The organism is Rubneribacter sp., from assembly GCF_965361815.1.
Genome location: NZ_CBDTNW010000063.1, coordinates 1 through 15,237, shown reverse-complemented (window position 1 = coordinate 15,237; position 15,237 = coordinate 1). Strand labels below are relative to the sequence as shown.

At 67.3% G+C, this 15,237-nt stretch carries 16 protein-coding genes; 15 read left to right on the top strand and 1 reads right to left on the bottom strand.

Features of this window, described 5'->3' with window-relative positions; genetic code table 11:
- Positions 1–63 precede the first annotated feature (63 nt).
- The 3 genes from ACWKY3_RS04425 (at position 64) to ACWKY3_RS04415 (ending at position 5,083) form a co-directional block, all read left to right on the top strand.
- Positions 64–1,368, top strand: a complete 1,305-nt coding sequence (locus tag ACWKY3_RS04425) for an ATP-binding protein (RefSeq protein ID WP_449315210.1) — start codon at positions 64–66, stop codon at positions 1,366–1,368.
- Between the two features lie 723 nt (positions 1,369–2,091).
- Positions 2,092–3,393, top strand: a complete 1,302-nt coding sequence (locus ACWKY3_RS04420; protein ID WP_449315209.1) for an aminoacetone oxidase family FAD-binding enzyme — start codon at positions 2,092–2,094, stop codon at positions 3,391–3,393.
- Positions 3,386–5,083, top strand: a complete 1,698-nt coding sequence (locus ACWKY3_RS04415; RefSeq protein WP_449315208.1) for an NAD(P)/FAD-dependent oxidoreductase — start codon at positions 3,386–3,388, stop codon at positions 5,081–5,083. Before ACWKY3_RS04420 ends, ACWKY3_RS04415 begins: the two co-directional genes overlap by 8 nt.
- 69 nt (positions 5,084–5,152) lie before the next feature.
- Here ACWKY3_RS04415 and ACWKY3_RS04410 read toward each other — a convergent pair whose 3' ends face one another.
- Complete coding sequence (locus ACWKY3_RS04410) at positions 5,153–5,560, bottom strand: MGMT family protein (RefSeq protein ID WP_449315207.1); 408 nt, start codon at positions 5,558–5,560, stop codon at positions 5,153–5,155.
- A 229-nt stretch (positions 5,561–5,789) separates the two neighbouring features.
- Between ACWKY3_RS04410 and ACWKY3_RS04405 the strand changes: the two genes are divergently transcribed.
- From ACWKY3_RS04405 to ACWKY3_RS04350, 12 genes are all read left to right on the top strand, one after another.
- Positions 5,790–6,416, top strand: a complete 627-nt coding sequence (locus ACWKY3_RS04405; RefSeq protein ID WP_449315206.1) for an L-threonylcarbamoyladenylate synthase — start codon at positions 5,790–5,792, stop codon at positions 6,414–6,416.
- A gap of 2 nt (positions 6,417–6,418) precedes the next feature.
- On the top strand, positions 6,419–7,600 hold the full coding sequence (locus tag ACWKY3_RS04400; protein ID WP_449315205.1) for an alpha/beta fold hydrolase: 1,182 nt from the start codon (positions 6,419–6,421) through the stop codon (positions 7,598–7,600).
- The gene (gene glpK, locus ACWKY3_RS04395; protein ID WP_449315204.1) at positions 7,597–9,150 is read left to right on the top strand and encodes a glycerol kinase GlpK; all 1,554 of its coding nucleotides are present in this window, start codon (positions 7,597–7,599) and stop codon (positions 9,148–9,150) included. Before ACWKY3_RS04400 ends, glpK begins: the two co-directional genes overlap by 4 nt.
- A 1-nt stretch (position 9,151) precedes the next feature.
- Entirely contained in the window at positions 9,152–9,592 is a 441-nt protein-coding gene (rpiB, locus tag ACWKY3_RS04390; protein WP_449315203.1) for a ribose 5-phosphate isomerase B, read from the top strand.
- A gap of 228 nt (positions 9,593–9,820) precedes the next feature.
- Positions 9,821–11,077 (top strand): serine hydroxymethyltransferase, encoded by a 1,257-nt coding sequence (glyA, locus tag ACWKY3_RS04385; RefSeq protein ID WP_449315202.1) that lies wholly within the window; start codon positions 9,821–9,823, stop codon positions 11,075–11,077.
- A gap of 14 nt (positions 11,078–11,091) precedes the next feature.
- On the top strand, positions 11,092–11,727 hold the full coding sequence (upp, locus tag ACWKY3_RS04380; RefSeq protein WP_449315201.1) for a uracil phosphoribosyltransferase: 636 nt from the start codon (positions 11,092–11,094) through the stop codon (positions 11,725–11,727).
- Positions 11,728–11,892: 165 nt separating this feature from the next.
- The gene (locus tag ACWKY3_RS04375) at positions 11,893–12,348 is read left to right on the top strand and encodes a deoxycytidylate deaminase (RefSeq protein WP_449315200.1); all 456 of its coding nucleotides are present in this window, start codon (positions 11,893–11,895) and stop codon (positions 12,346–12,348) included.
- Positions 12,349–12,781: 433 nt separating this feature from the next.
- Positions 12,782–13,063, top strand: a complete 282-nt coding sequence (locus ACWKY3_RS04370) for a hypothetical protein (RefSeq protein ID WP_449315199.1) — start codon at positions 12,782–12,784, stop codon at positions 13,061–13,063.
- 19 nt (positions 13,064–13,082) lie between these two features.
- Positions 13,083–13,868, top strand: a complete 786-nt coding sequence (atpB, locus tag ACWKY3_RS04365; protein ID WP_449315198.1) for a F0F1 ATP synthase subunit A — start codon at positions 13,083–13,085, stop codon at positions 13,866–13,868.
- A 132-nt stretch (positions 13,869–14,000) separates the two neighbouring features.
- The gene (atpE, locus tag ACWKY3_RS04360) at positions 14,001–14,213 is read left to right on the top strand and encodes an ATP synthase F0 subunit C (RefSeq protein WP_449315197.1); all 213 of its coding nucleotides are present in this window, start codon (positions 14,001–14,003) and stop codon (positions 14,211–14,213) included.
- 51 nt (positions 14,214–14,264) lie between these two features.
- The gene (gene atpF / locus ACWKY3_RS04355) at positions 14,265–14,882 is read left to right on the top strand and encodes a F0F1 ATP synthase subunit B (RefSeq protein ID WP_449315196.1); all 618 of its coding nucleotides are present in this window, start codon (positions 14,265–14,267) and stop codon (positions 14,880–14,882) included.
- A partial coding sequence (locus ACWKY3_RS04350; protein WP_449315195.1) for a F0F1 ATP synthase subunit delta occupies positions 14,872–15,237 on the top strand: 366 nt, incomplete at its 3' end. The genes atpF and ACWKY3_RS04350, both read left to right, overlap by 11 nt.

Genomic DNA, 15,237 nt, shown 5'->3' with positions numbered 1-15,237 from the left:
TCGGAAATATCTTTCACGGATTTTCGGAAGCAACTATAATTTTCCCTGATCGAAGGAGGGAGAATGGCATCTGGCGAATTGAGATACGGCTCGTTGCTGCCCGAGGGGTATTGCCCGCGCATTGTGGACGAGCAGGTTGAGCGTTATCTGAGTATGTTCGGTGCCGTTGAGATTGCGGGAACCAAATGGTGCGGCAAGACGTGGACGGCATGCGCCCATGGCAACTCCATCGCCTATTTGGATGAAGGAAACAATCTCCAACTTGCCAAGGCCGATCCTCTTCTTGTTCTCGAGGGGGACCAACCCCATATCGTCGATGAGTGGCAGAAAGCCCCTCTCGTCTGGAATGCAGTGCGCCACGAAATCGATCGCCGCCGCAAGGTGCGCGGCGCGTGGATACTGACCGGCTCCTCCACGCCTTGTGACGAGGAGAGTCGCCACAGCGGGGCGGGCCGTATCGGTCGCGTCCGGATGCTTCCCATGACGCTGTGCGAGTCGGGCGATTCCACGGGTGAGGTGTCGCTCAAAGGCCTTTTCCAAGGCGACTTCAAAAGGGCTTCTGTCGAGCACGATTCGCGAAGGCTGGTGGAACTTTGCTGCCGTGGCGGGTGGCCCGAGGTGTTCGACGAGGCGGTGGAGGCTGCGCAAGAGGTTTCCCGGGAATACCTGAGGTCGATATGCGAAAACAGCGCTCCGGCCCACGGAAAGGACCCAAGCGCCTCCCGGGCCCTCATTCGGTCTATCGCGCGGAATCTGGGCCAAGCGCCCACGTACAAGACGCTTGCGGCCGATATGTACGGCAACGCGGAGGAGGCGCCTTCCGAAAAGACGCTCGCAGGCTATACGGGGTTCCTAAAGAGGATCTACCTTACTCAAGAGGTGCCCGGCTGGCTTCCGCCGGCTCGGTCGCCGAAGCGGCTTCGCGTGAAGCCCAAACGATATTTCGCCGACCCCTCTTTGGCGGTTGCCGCCTTGGGGCTTTCGGTCGATGGCCTTATCGCCGACTGGCAAACGTTCGGCCTTGTGTTCGAGAACCTCTGCATGCGCGACCTCATGGTGTATGCGAGCGCGTTGCCGTCGGTTGGCAGCGAGCCGGTGCGGTACTACCGCGACGAAACGGGTTTGGAGGCCGATGCCGTTGTTGAGTTGGCCGACGGCTCTTGGGCGGCTTTCGAGTTCAAGGTCAGCGAGGACAAGGTCGAGGCGGCGGTGGGGAACTTGAAGAGGGTGCGCGCCAAGGTTCTGAGCGCGAAGGGGGCGCAGGTGCGACCTCCAGCGTTCATGGCGGTGATCACCGGCAACGGCCAATTTGCGCGCGAGGCCGAGGATGGCATCTACGTCATTCCGATCCGGGCCCTCGGGGCATAGATTATGTGACAGGGTGCTGTGGCGCGGAGAGCGCGACTCCGCCGGGGATAATGTCACATTTGGGGTACATCTCACGTTTCAAGTGTGGCGTTATCCCGGTGTCCTGCGTAGTGACAGCAGAGTGACAGCAGGACGGGGATAACGTCACATTTGGAGTATATCCCACATCTCCAGGGTGACAGCAAGGGTGACAGCAGGACGGGGATAACGTCACATTTGGCTGTTCTCAATAGCGAGGCGGGCGTGTATGCGACTGATATCGTGCAGTCGGCGGCGAAGCGCACCTGCTCGCCAAGTCAGTCGTCGCTTATCTCCGTGTCTGCGGGTGTGGCGCACAACCCAGGGTGACAGCAGGACGGGGATAACGTCACATTGATGGTGACAATGGTGACAGCAGTGGTGACAGCAGAGTGGTGACAGCAGGACGGGGATAACGTCACATTTGGGGTGCATCCCACATCTTAAATCTAACTCCGTCCGTCTTGCGCCATTGTTTCATTGTTTTGATTTTCTTTGATTTTCTTCGGCCTGCACGCCCTTTTTCTGTTTCAAAACTCCCTATGAAAATGTGGTAAAACAGCCATAAACTCCTTATGAAAATGTGTAAAAAGGAAACGTATTTCCGTCCTGTGTCCTTGGGTGCTCTGTCCTTGGGAGATTGCTCGATACAAGAGGACAGGGGCGAACTAATCGTTGCCCTGGCGTATACCGTATAATGGGCGCATGGAAACGATAGCGATCATAGGAGGCGGCGCGGCGGGATTGGCGGCCGCTGTGGCGGCGGCGCGCGCGGTGCGCGAAGAGGGGGACGGGCGCCGTACCGAGGTTGTGGTGTTCGAGGCCGACGAGCGCGTGGGGCGCTCCATTCTGGCGACGGGCAACGGGCGGTGCAACTTCTCGAACGCGCAGGTGGATGCGGGGATGTACCGCAACGCCGAGTTTGTGGGCAAGGTGCTGGAGGCGCTTGCGGCGGACAGCGCGCGGGAGGCGGCGGATGTGGGCGAAGATGGGTTTGCGGCAGCTTTAGGTTGTGCGGCCGATCCCGTGCATGCGTTCTTCGCCGACCTGGGGCTTGTGTGGCGCGAGGAGGGGGAGGGGCGGCTCTATCCGCTTGCGAACAAGGCGTCGAGCGTGCTCGACGTGCTGCGTGCGGCGCTTGCGCGCGAAGGGGTGCGCGTGGAGTGCGAGCATCGGGCGACGCGCATCGATGCGCCCGAGCGCGCCGGCGATCGCTGGCACGTGCGCTTCGCGGACGGCGCCATCGCGCATGCGCGCGCCGTGATCGTGACGACAGGCGGCCGTACGGCGCGCGACTTGGTGCCCGGCGCGCTCCCCTTCGAGGCGCAGCGTCCGGTGCTCGGTCCGCTGCGCACCGACACGGACCTGGTCAAGCCGCTCAACAACATCCGCGTGCGATGCACGGCCGCGCTCGCGGACCCGGACGGCGCGCCGCGCGCGGCCGAAGCGGGCGAAGTGCTCTTCCGCGATTACGGCGTGTCGGGCATCGCGGTGTTCAACCTCTCGCGCTTCGCGCGCCCGGGTGATGCGCTGCTGCTCGACCTCCTGCCGCAGTTCGACGCCCGCGCATGCGAGCAAAACCTGCGCAATCGCCGCGCTCGCCTCGGTGCGCCCACGGGCGAGGGGCTGCTGGTGGGCATGTTCGTGTCCCAGGTGGCGCGCGCCGTGCTCAAGCAGGCGGGGCTGCGGCCCGATGCGCCCTTTGCGGACGGCGATGCGCCTGCGCTTGCCCGCACGCTCAAAGGATTCGCGCTTGCCGTGCGCGGCGTGGGCGATGCGCGGCAGTGCCAGGTGACGCGCGGCGGGTTCGCCGTCGCGGCGTTCGACGCGCGCACGTTGGAGGCGCGGGAGCTGCCGGGTCTGTTCGCGGCGGGGGAGGCGCTTGATGTGGACGCGCCCTGCGGCGGCTACAACCTGCACTGGGCGTGGGCGAGCGGCATCGTGGCGGGCCGCGCTGCCGCAGCCGCGCTCGCAAAGCGTAAGGAGAAGGGGACGGGCCGTGCTTGAAGTCGCCAACGTGAGGCTTCCGCTTGACGCGGGTGTGCCGGGTCCGCAGGCTAAGGCATGCGTGCGAGCGGCGGCTGCGGGCGCGCTCGGCGTTGCGGAAGGAGCCGTGCGCGACGTGCGGCTGCTCAAGCGCAGCGTGGACGCGCGCAAGAAGCGCGATGTCCACTTCGTGGCGACCCTTGCCGTGCAGCTGGCCGACAGCGCGGCCGAGCGCCGCGCGCTCGCCCAAGGTTGCGCGAACGTGCGCGCGCACGCGCCGTACGCGCCCCTTGCCGTGTCCGACCTCGCCCGCGCGTATGCGGCGTCCGGCGAGCCGCGGCCCATCGTTGTGGGCGCGGGTCCCGCCGGCCTGTTCGCAGCCCTTTATTTGGCGCGTGCGGGCGTGCGGCCGCTTTTGATCGAGCGCGGCGGCAACGTGGACGAACGCCAAGCCGCCGTCGCGGCCTTCGATGCAGGCGGTCCGCTTGATGCGCAGACGAACATCCAGTTCGGCGAGGGCGGCGCGGGCACGTTCTCGGACGGCAAGCTGACCACCAACATCAAAAGCCCGTATGCGCGCCATGTGCTGCGTTGGTTCGCGGACGCGGGCGCGCCCGAGGAGATCCTCTGGCAGGCGAAGCCCCACATCGGCACCGACGTGCTTGCGGACGTCGTGCGCTCCCTGCGCGCGCAGATCGAAGACGCGGGCGGCGAGGTGCGGTTCCATGCGCAGCTCGTTGGGTTGGATTTCGAGGGCGGGCGGCTGGCCGGCGCGGAGGTGCTGGACGGGCGCACGGGAGCGCGGGAGCGCATCGCCGCACGGCGTGTGGTGCTTGCCTGCGGGCATTCGGCGCGCGACACGTTCGCCATGCTCCACGAGGCGGGTGCGTTCATGGAGCAGAAGCCGTTTTCGGTGGGCGTGCGCATCGAGCATTGCCAGGCCGCCATCAACCGGGCGCAATACGGGGATGCCGCCGCGCATCCGGCGCTCGGGGCGGCCGACTACAAGCTGGCCGTCCACCTGCCGGGGGGCCGGAGCGCCTACACGTTTTGCATGTGCCCGGGCGGGGAGGTGGTGTGCGCCGCCAGCGAGGAGGGCGGCGTGGTGGTGAACGGCATGAGCCGCTTCGCGCGCGACGGCGAAAACGCCAACAGCGCGCTTCTGGTGGGCGTGGGGCCGGATGATTTCGGAAGCGATCATCCGCTTGCGGGCGTTGAGCTGCAGCGGCGCATGGAGCGCGCGGCCTACAAGGCGGCGCGTGCGGCCGGCGGCGCGCCGTATGCCGCTCCCGCGCAGACGGTGGGCGACTTTCTGGCCGGTTGCGCTGGGCGCGCAAGCGCCACGGTGCGCCCCACCTACGCGCGCGGCGTGGCTTGGTGCGACCTGCGCGCCTGCCTGCCGCCGTTTATCGCGGACGCGATCGCCGAGGCGCTGCCTGCGCTCGACCGTCGGCTCGCTGGCTTCGCCGATGCCGACGCGGTGATGACCGGCGTGGAAACGCGCAGCTCAAGCCCTGTGCGCATCGTGCGCGACGAGGGGTTGCAGGCACGCGTGCGAACAGGGGAGGGCGCGGAGACTCCGGAGGCTTGCGGCCCGTCGGGGAGCGGCCTCTACCCCTGCGGCGAGGGCGCGGGCTATGCGGGCGGCATCATGAGCGCGGCCTGCGACGGATTGCGCGTGGCCGAAGCGCTTGCGCGCGCCTTCGGCTGACGGCGCGGCGGCAGCGCCAACCCCGCGCCTCCACCGAGGGCCTCCAAAGGCAAGGTAATCCCCTGCGCGCTACTCTTCTCCCAGCTCGTGCGCCCAATCGAAGTCGGGCGGCGGCGCGCACGGGATGTCGGCGTCGTCCGCGTCGGCACCGCCCTCGCGCCCGTCCCACTGGCACGCTTCCATATCCACGCGCCCGTCGGCAAGAAACGTCACGCCCTCGGCTTCGAGCATCGCGCGCTGCTCGTCGGGGCCGCCGAAGACGAAGCCCTTGCACAGCGACCCGTCCTTGAACACAACGCGATGGCACGGAATGCATCCTGGGTCGGTGCCGGGCTTGGGGTTCGTCCGCAACGCGTAACCCACGTAGCGCGCGGACCGCGGCGCGCCGATGAGCCGCCCCACCTGCCCGTAGGTTGCCACGGTGCCGCGCGGCACCCGCCGTACCACCTCAAACACCCGCTTCGAGAAATCTCCCATTGTGCTGCCGTTCCGTCCAATCTGCCTTTTATGCGACGTTTCCTTATCGATGCGGGTTGAGGGGTTTGAGCCTGCATCGAAGCGCTGCGAGGCTGAACCAAAAAGCCCGGATTCAACTTCGCGTGAGTTCCTTGAGCACGCCCAGTATACGGCAACTCGCAAATCGGGGTACAATGCCCGTAGTGTTTCCTGTCGCGCCACGCCGGCGCATCCGTCGGGAAGGAGCCCCATGCCCGTTCGCGCAACCTTCGAGGAGGCCGCCGATGCGCTCAAGCGCGGCCAGGCGGTGGTGTTTCCCACGGACACCGTGTACGGCCTGGGCGTTTCCATCCGCGCGACCGCAGGCCCCGATGCGCTTTACGCGCTGAAGGAGCGCGACCGCGGCAAGCCCATCGCCTGGCTCGTTGGCTCGCCGGATGACCTCGACCGCTACGGCGCGGGCGTCCCCGACTTCGCGCGGGCTGCCGCAGCGCGCTTCTGGCCGGGTCCGCTCACGCTCGTCGTGCGCGCTTCGAAAGCGGTGCCGCCCGCGTTCCGCTCGGATGCGGGCACCGTCGGCCTGCGCATGCCCGGCAACGCGCGCGCCCTCGCGCTCATCCGGGCGGCGGGCTGCCCGCTGGCCACCACGTCCGCGAACATCTCCGGGCATCCCGCGCCGCGCTCGCTTGCCGCGGTCGATCCCGCGCTCGCCTCCCGCGCAGCTGCCGTCCTGGCCGACGACGCCGATGTCCACGACGCCGGCAAAAGCGGCGTGGCCTCCACCGTCCTCGACTGCACAGGCCCGCGCCCGCGCGTGCTGCGCGAAGGGGCCATCACGCTCTCCGACATCGAGACGCTGAGCGAGGAAGGAAAATAACCATGACTTCCACTGCGTCAAGCATTGTCCGCGAGGATCTGAAATGCCCTTCAGCCGACGGGTCGTACCAGATCAAAGGGCTGCTTTGGCAGCGCTTTGACGTCGCTTCGGGCGCCGCGTGTCCGCGCGGCGTCTTTCAGATCGTCCACGGCATGGCCGAGCACATGGCTCGCTATGACGAGTTCGCGCGCTACCTCGCACGTCAGGGGTTCGTCGTGTGCGGCGAGGACCATGTGGGCCATGGTCGCACGGCCGCCACGCCGGATGACCTCGGTCACATTCCGCTCGCGTACGGCAAAGAGGCCCTCATTGCCAACGTGCACGAGCTGCGCCAGCAGATGACGCGCCGTGTGGGCGAGTCGATCCCCTACGTCCTGTTCGGCCATTCCATGGGCAGTTTCATCGTGCGCGCCTACCTGGCGCGTCACGGGGACGGGCTGGCCGCCGCGGTTCTCTGCGGCACGGGCAACCCGCCGCGCGCTTTGTCGAAGGCGGGCAACCTGCTCGCGCGCCTGGTCGCGCGCTTCGCAGGGGAGCATCGCCGGAGTGCGCTTATCGACGGCATGGGCGCGGGCGCCTACGGCAAGCGTATCGAAGGCGCTCGCACGCCCTTCGACTGGCTGTCCGTCGACCCCGACGTGGTGGACGCCTTCATCGCCGACCCGCTGTGCGGTGCGATGTTCACCGTGGGCGGCTATGCGGCCCTCACCGACCTTACCGGAGAGGTGGCGTCGCCTGCCTGCGCACAGCGCGTGCCGAACGACCTGCCGCTGCTGTTCGTTGCGGGAACGAAGGATCCGGTAGGCGATGAAGGTCAAGGCGTGCGCGCCGCCGTCGAGCTTATGCGTCAAAGCGGCGTGGAGCGCGTGGATGAGATCCTCTACGAGGGCATGCGGCATGAGGTGCTGAACGAGCCGGAGCGCGCCCGCGTGTTCGCGGACGTGGCCGAATGGACGGAGGCGCGCCTGGCCGAACGCTTCCCCGATTCCGAAGCGCAGCGCCCTTGGGCCGAAGCGTGCGCCGCCGAGCGGCGGGAAGGCGGGGAAGGGGAGGAGGGCGAGGCTTCGCTCGGCGGGTGCGGCGTCGTTCCCGCCGACCGCAGCGTCCCCGCCGGCCACGACGCCTCCGTCGGCTTTGACGTCGCCGGCGGGCAAGGCGAACAGCGCAAGGAGGCTTTTCTATGACCGCACGCTACGTGATAGCGCTCGACCAGGGAACCACGTCCTCGCGCGCCGTGCTGGTGGACGCGCGGGGGCGCGCCGTGGGCGCGGTGCAAAACCCCTTCCCGCAGATCTACCCGCAGCCGGGCTGGGTGGAGCATTCGCCCACCTACCTTTTGTCCTCCCAGCTGGGAGCGCTCACCGAGCTGGTGGTGTCCCACGGTCTTGCGCCCGCCGACATCGCCGGCATCGGCATTGCGAACCAGCGCGAAACCTGCGTCGTGTGGAACCGCGAGACGGCGCGCCCGGTGAGCAACGCCATCGTGTGGCAGTGCCGTCGCACGGCGCCTCTCATCGAGCAGCTGGCGGCCGACCCGCAAACGGTGCGCGCCATCGCCGAGCGCACGGGGCTTGTTCCCGACGCGTACTTCTCGGCCAGCAAGATCAAGTGGATCCTTGACAACGTGCCGGGCGCGCGCGAGGACGCGCAGGCGGGCAAACTGGTGTTCGGCACGGTGGACACCTGGCTGATCTGGCAGCTCACCAGCGGGAAGGTGCACGCCACCGACCCCACCAACGCCAGCCGCACCATGCTGTACAACATCCACGAGATGCGTTGGGACCCGTGGTTGTTCGACCTGTTCGACATCCCGCTGTCGATGGCGCCCGAGGTGCGCCCCTCCGCGGGCGGCTTCGGCCTCACCTCGCATCCCGGCGTGGTGGAGGGCGTGCCCATCCTCGGCGTGGCGGGCGACCAGCAGGCGGCGTTGTTCGGCCAGCGCTGCTTCGAGCCGGGCCAGGCGAAGAACACCTACGGCACCGGCTGCTTTCTGCTCATGCACACGGGCGGCAAGGCGTGCCGCTCAAGCCACGGCCTCCTCTCCACGCTGGCGGCCAGCGCGCCGGGCGCGGCGGGACCGGAGTACGCGCTGGAGGGCAGCGTGTTCACGGCGGGCGCGCTTGTGCAGTGGCTGCGCGACGAGCTGGGGCTTGTCGCCACGGCGGCCGAGACGGAGGAGCTGGCTGAAAGCGTGCCCGACACGGGCGGGGTGTACGTGGTGCCGGCGTTCACGGGCCTGGGCGCGCCGCATTGGGACGCGGAGGCCCGCGGCGCCATCTACGGGTTGACGCGCGGCACGTCGCGCGCGCAGGTGGTGCGCGCCGCGCTGGAGGCGCTCGCGTACCAGGTGCACGACCTCGCCGTGGCGATGGAGGCCGACGCGGGCGTGCCCCTGCGCGAGCTCAAGGTGGACGGCGGCGCGTCGGCGAACGGTTTTCTCATGCAGTTCCAAAGCGACATCTTGCGCACGCCGCTTGTCCGTCCGCAGAATACGGAGGCAACAGCGCTTGGCGCGGCGTATCTCGCCGGGTTGGCGGGCGGGTTCTGGAAGGACACCGCGCAGCTGCTTGACCTGGGCGGCGATGCCACGCGTTTCGAACCGCGGATGGACGGTGCCTGTCGTGCGCGGCTTTTGGACGGTTGGGCGCGCGCCGTGGGCCGCACGATGGAGAAGGGCCGCTCGCGCGCCGTCGGGCGCGTCGGCGGGCGAGGATCGAAAGAGGGGTTGTCCTAGAATGAGGATCAGCATTGCGAGCGACCATGCGGGCTACGAGCAGAAGCAGGCGCTCGTCGACCATCTGACAGAGCAGGGCCACGACGTGATCGACCGCGGGCCCGACACCGACGCGCGCGTGGACTATCCCGATTACGCCGCCCTCGTGGCGCGGGACGTGGCAGGCGGCGCGGCCGAGCGCGGCGTGCTCGTGTGCGGCACGGGCATCGGCATGGCCGTTGCCGCGAACAAGGTGCGCGGCATCCGCGCCGCCAACGTGACCAGCCCCGTGTTCGCGGCGCTCGCGCGCGAGCACAACGACGCCAACGTCGTGGCCGTCTCGGGCCGCTTCGTGGACCTTTCCACCAATCGCGAGATCGTGGACACCTTCCTCTCCACCGACTTCGGCGGCGGCCGCCACGCGGACCGCGTGTGCAAGATAAGCGCTCTGGAAAGCGAGTAGCCCGGGCGTTTTGCTCGGACTCGCGTGCTGCCGAGGCTTTTCGCGCATGTCGGGCGCCGGGCGCAGGGCCCTGTTCGTCGGCCGTCGAGCGCGGGTTCCCGCGCTCGCGGGCGTTTCGTGCGCTGCCGGGGCGCCCGCCGCCTCGGCCGATCCCCTTCGGGCCCGCGTGCCCCGCGCCGGCTCCGTTGTGCTAGCATACGACGAAACATTCCGTCGAAAGGAACCGTCATGCCCTTGACCTATCTGCCCCAGTCCGATCCCGCGGTGGCCGACGCGCTTCGCCAGGAGCTTGCCCGCCAGCGCGACTCCGTGGAGCTCATCGCCTCGGAGAACTTCACGTCGCCCGCCGTCATGGAGGCCGTGGGCAGCGTGCTCACGAACAAGTACGCCGAGGGCTACCCCCGCAAGCGCTACTACGGCGGCTGCGAGAAGGTGGACATCGTGGAGGACCTCGCGCGCGACCGCGCCTGCGAGCTTTTCGGCGCGAAGTTCGCCAACGTGCAGCCCCACTCGGGCGCCAACGCCAACCTGGCGGCCTACTTCTCCATCCTAAAGCCGGGCGACACCATCTTGGGGATGAGCCTGGATCAGGGCGGGCATCTCACGCACGGCAGCCCCGTGAACTTCTCGGGCAAGCTCTACCACGTGGAGGCCTACGGGCTTGACCCCGAAACCGAGACCATCGACTACGACGCGCTTCTGGCCCAGGCCAAAAAGTGCCGCCCCCGCGTGATCGTGGGCGGCGCGAGCGCGTACCCGCGCGTCATCGACTTCGAGCGCATGGTCGCCATCGCGCGCGAGGTGGACGCGTACTTCATGGTGGACATGGCCCACATCGCCGGCCTCGTGGCCACGGGCGCGCACCCAAGCCCCGTGCCGCATGCCGACATCGTGACGTCCACCAGCCACAAGACCATGCGCGGCCCGCGCGGCGGCTTCATCCTCTCAAACGACGAGGAGCTGGGAAAGAAGATCAACAGCGCCGTGTTCCCCGGCTCTCAGGGCGGCCCGCTCATGCACGTCATCGCCGGCAAGGCCGTGGCGTTCGGCGAGGCGCTCAAGCCTTCGTTTGCCGAATACATCGACCACGTGGTGGAGAACGCCCGCGTCATGGGCCAGGGCATGATGGACGGCGGGCTTCGCCTGGTGTCCGGCGGCACCGACAACCATCTGTGCCTGGTGGACCTCACGCCCGCCGACGTCACCGGCAAAGACGCCGAGAAGCTGCTCGAAAGCGTGGGCCTCACGGTCAACAAGAACACCATCCCCAACGAGCCGCGCAGCCCCTTCGTCACAAGCGGCATCCGCGTGGGAAGCGCCGCGGCCACCACGCGCGGTTTCACGGCCGAGGACTTCTACCAGGTGGGCCAGCTCATAGCCGCCGCGGTGTTCAACGCGGGCGACGAGGCGAAGCTCGCCGACATCCGCGCCAAGGTGGACGCCATGCTGGCCGCGCATCCGCTGTACCCGGAGCTTTCGTACTAGGAAGGGGAGGGCGCATGTCCTACGACCGCGTCACCGTCGTCGACCATCCCATGGTGCAGCACAAGCTGTCCAAGCTGCGCAACAAGGACACCTCCTCGAAGGACTTCCGCGCCCTTGTGCGGGAGCTTGCCCTGTTCGAGGGCTACGAGGCCACGCGCGACCTCGCTTTGGAGGACGTGGAGGTGGAGACGCCCATCTGCAAGGCCGCCTGCAAGCAGGTGGCCGGCAAGAAGATGGTCATCGTGCCCATCCTGCGCGCGGGCCTCGGCATGGTGGAGGGCATCCAGGAGCTTATGCCCTCCACGTTCGTGGGGCATCTCGGCATGTACCGCGACCCCGAGACGCACGAGCCGCACGAGTACTACGCGAAGCTGCCCGACAGCATCGCCCAGCGCGACGTGCTCGTGGTGGATCCGATGCTGGCCACCGGCGGCTCGGCCACCGCGGCCATCCAATACCTGCGCAAGCTCGGCGTGAGGAACATCAAGCTCGTCGTGCTCGTGGCCGCGCCCGAGGGCATAGAGGCCGTGCTCGCCGCCGACCCCGACGTGCGCATCTACACCTGCGCGATCGACGAGGGCCTCAACGAGCGCGCCTACATCGTCCCCGGCTTGGGCGACGCCGGCGATCGCATCTTCGGCACGAAGTAGCGCTCCGGCGGGCCGCTGCCGCGCGCCCAAGCGGGCGCGTCCCCGCCCCTCGCGGGGCGAGGCGGGGCAGAAGGCCCGGTGGGCTGCCGCTTTTCCGGTTGTGCCCCGGTATTCGCGTCCCTCGCCCTCCCCGTAGGGCGAGGCGGGGGAGAAGGAGGTTTGACTATGGTCATCGACCACCGTCCCAGCTGGGACGAGTACTTCATGAAGCTGGCGCACGAGGTGGCCACGCGCACCACGTGCGTCCGACGCGCGGTGGGCGCGGTCATCGTGAAGGACCGCCGCATCCTGGCCACGGGCTACAACGGGGTGCCCACGGGCTTGCGCCACTGCGCCGAGGTGGGGTGCTTGCGCCAGCAGCTCGGCATCCCCTCGGGCCAGCGCCAGGAGATCTGCCGCGGTTTGCATGCCGAGCAGAACGCCATCATCCAGGCGGCGCGCTACGGCACCAACATCATGGGCGCGTCCATCTACGTCACAACGCAGCCGTGCGTGACGTGCGCCAAGATGATCATCAACGCCGGCATCGAGGAGATCGTCTACCAAAACCCCTATCCCGACGAGCTGTCCATGTCCATGCTCGAGGAAGCGGGCATCAAGCTGCGCGTGTTCGAAGGCTGAGCAGAGGGGCGGCCGCGCACGCCGCCCGCCGCAGCCGCGTCGCCCCCAATGACCCTCGCCGCAGCCGCATCGCCCCCAATGACCCTCGCCGCAGCCACGTCGCTCCAACGCCCCCGCCGCGGCCTCACGCACGCCGCCCCTCGCTGCAGCCGCGATGTCTCGCCGCCCTCGCGCCCTCTGTTTCCGCCGTGCGGCAGATCCGACCCCCGTCAAGCGCGGCCGCCTTGCCAACGGGCCGCGCCGTTGGCCTCGATATGCAGTCCCAGCGGTCCTTCGCCCAACTTTATGCAGTTTTCGGCTGCTTCGGCTCCCCGTTCACCCGGAAATTCTAGGTTTTTGCAACCTTGCCGCACGCTGGAGGGGAACTTCTGCTATGGTACGTAACGGCTTGGTGGAATGCGCATCAAAAGCGCGGTCAGCAGGAAAGCGGGTTATGGCAGGAGCTATCGTGTTGGGGGCGTTGGCCGGTGCGGCGGGGTTTGTGCCGCTGTTCGCCGGCTTGCGAATGACGAGACGGGTGACCGATACCAGCAACATAGGGCACGCAGGCGCCTTGCTTCTGGGCGTGCTGCTATCGTTCATCGTGATCTTCGCGTCCGCCATCATCTGCATCGTGGCGGCGCGCGATCTCGTTCTCCCCTTCGTTTTGGCCGAGGTTGTGGCGCTTGCGGCTGTGGCCATCGGCTTCGGCGTGGTGAAACTGGTGCGTAAGTGAGGATGGAAAGGTAAGACACGTGAACCCTCTTGAAACTCTTGCGGAGGAGATTCCCCATCTCCAGTCGTCGTTCAATTCGGCATTCGTGCTCGGTGGGGACGGAGTCGGGCTGACCCAGTACATCTTCTGGATGATCATCTGCCTGGTCATCACGCTTATCGTGGTGCTCGCGGCCAGCAAGCGCCTCTCGCTCGTCCCGTCCGGCAAGTTCGCCGGCATGGTGGAGTACGGTTACGAGTTCGTGCGACGCGACATGGGACAAAGCGCCATCGGCCACGGCTTCAAGCGCCATGTGCCCTTCCTGGCCACGCTGTTCTTCTTCATTCTCATCTCGAACTTCGTGGGGCTCATCCCCGGCTGCAAGACGCCGACGGGCTCCATCAGCGTCACGTGGGCGCTGGCCATCATCTCGTTTGTCTACTTCAACTACTGGGGCGTGAAGGCGCACGGCGGCTGGGGCTACATCAAGTCCATCGCCCCGTCGGGGCTGCCGAAGCCCATGGTGCCCGTCATCTGGTTCTTCGAGTTCCTCTCCATGGTGCTGCGCGCGCTCACGCTGGCCGTGCGACTCTACGGCAACATGTTCGCGGGCCACATGGTGCTCGGCATCTTCGCGCTGGCCGCGAGCGTGTTTTTGGGAGCGGCCATCCAGGGCGCCGGCGCCGTGTACGGCGGCATCTCGGTGGCGTGGGTGCTGTTCCTCATCGCCATGTACGCGCTTGAGGTGCTCGTCGCCTTCCTGCAAGCTTACGTGTTCACCATCCTGTCGGCGGTGTACATCTCGCTGGCGACGTCTGAGCACTAGGAGCTGCCCCGCGCGCCCGCCTGGGGCGGGTCGCGCCAATCCCTTGGGTTTCATCGGCGTATCCACCGCCGGATGGACATAGTACGATCGGAGTTTCCGGGAGCGGCCCGGAAACGGTAAAAGGAGGACACTGTGGAAATTACACTCGCTGCCTTGAAGCTCGTGGGCTACGGCCTGGCCACGTTCGGCCCTGGTCTTGGCATCGGCATCGCCTGCTACGGCTGCTGCATGGCCACCGCCCGCCAGCCCGAACTGCAGGGCCGTCTGTTCACGAACTTCATCATCGGCGCCGCCCTCGCCGAGGCCCTCGCCCTCATCGGCTTCGTGCTCGTCTTCATCGTGTAACCTGAGCCTTCATCGGGAAAACGCCGCATGAGGCTGTAAGGAGGTTACCACGTGAAAGAACAAGCGAGGACAACGGGGGCCTGCATCGGGTTCGTCGCGGTCGCCGCAGGCGGCCTCACGCTCACGTCCCCTGCGCTCGCGTTCGCGGCCGAAAGCGAGTCGGCCGGCATATCGGCGATCCTGCCGGACATGGCGGAGTTCATCCCCATGCTCATCGGCTTCATCGTGGTCGCCGTCGTGCTGCTGAAGTTCGGCTGGCCGAAGTTCGAGGGCATGCTGGAGAAGCGCGAGCAGCTCATCAAGGACTCCCTTGAGAAGTCCGAGCAGGCCCGCATCGAGAGCGAGCGCGTGCTCGAGGAGTACAAGCGCCAGCTGGAGGACGCGAAGAGCCAGGCCGCCCAGATCGTCGCTGACGCCAAGAAAACCGGCGAGGCCGTGAAGGCCGACATCACCGACAAGGCGCAGGCCGAGGCTGCGGCGATGATCGAGAAGGCGCACGCCGCCATCGAGGCCGAGAAGACGGCCGCCATATCCGAGCTGCAAGGCTCGGTGGCCGACTTGTCGGTGGCTGTCGCATCCCGCCTGATCGGCGAGGATCTGAACGACGACGAGCATCGCAAGATCGTCGAGCGCTATGTGAACGAGGCGGGCAGTTTCAATGCCAACTAACCGCCATGTTCTCAAGGAAAAGGTTGCGGCGTACGCGTCTATCCTGCTGGACGGCGCATACGAGGCAGGCGGCCAAGACGCCGTGCTCGAGGTTCGCGACCAGGCCGAGCGCGTCATGCGCATCGCGCGTTCGAACATGGACCTCTCCAGCTCCCTTGAGGACAGCTCCTATACGCCCGAGCAGAGGAACGAGCTTGCGCGCAAGGTGTTCGCGCAATGCCATCCGGTCCTTGTCGACGTTTTGGCCGTCATGGCCGAACGCGGGGATTTCGCGTTGCTGTCGCGCGTATGGGCCAGCTACGGAGAGCAGCTCGAACGCAAGCTGAACGTCACCGTCGTCGACGTCACGACCGTC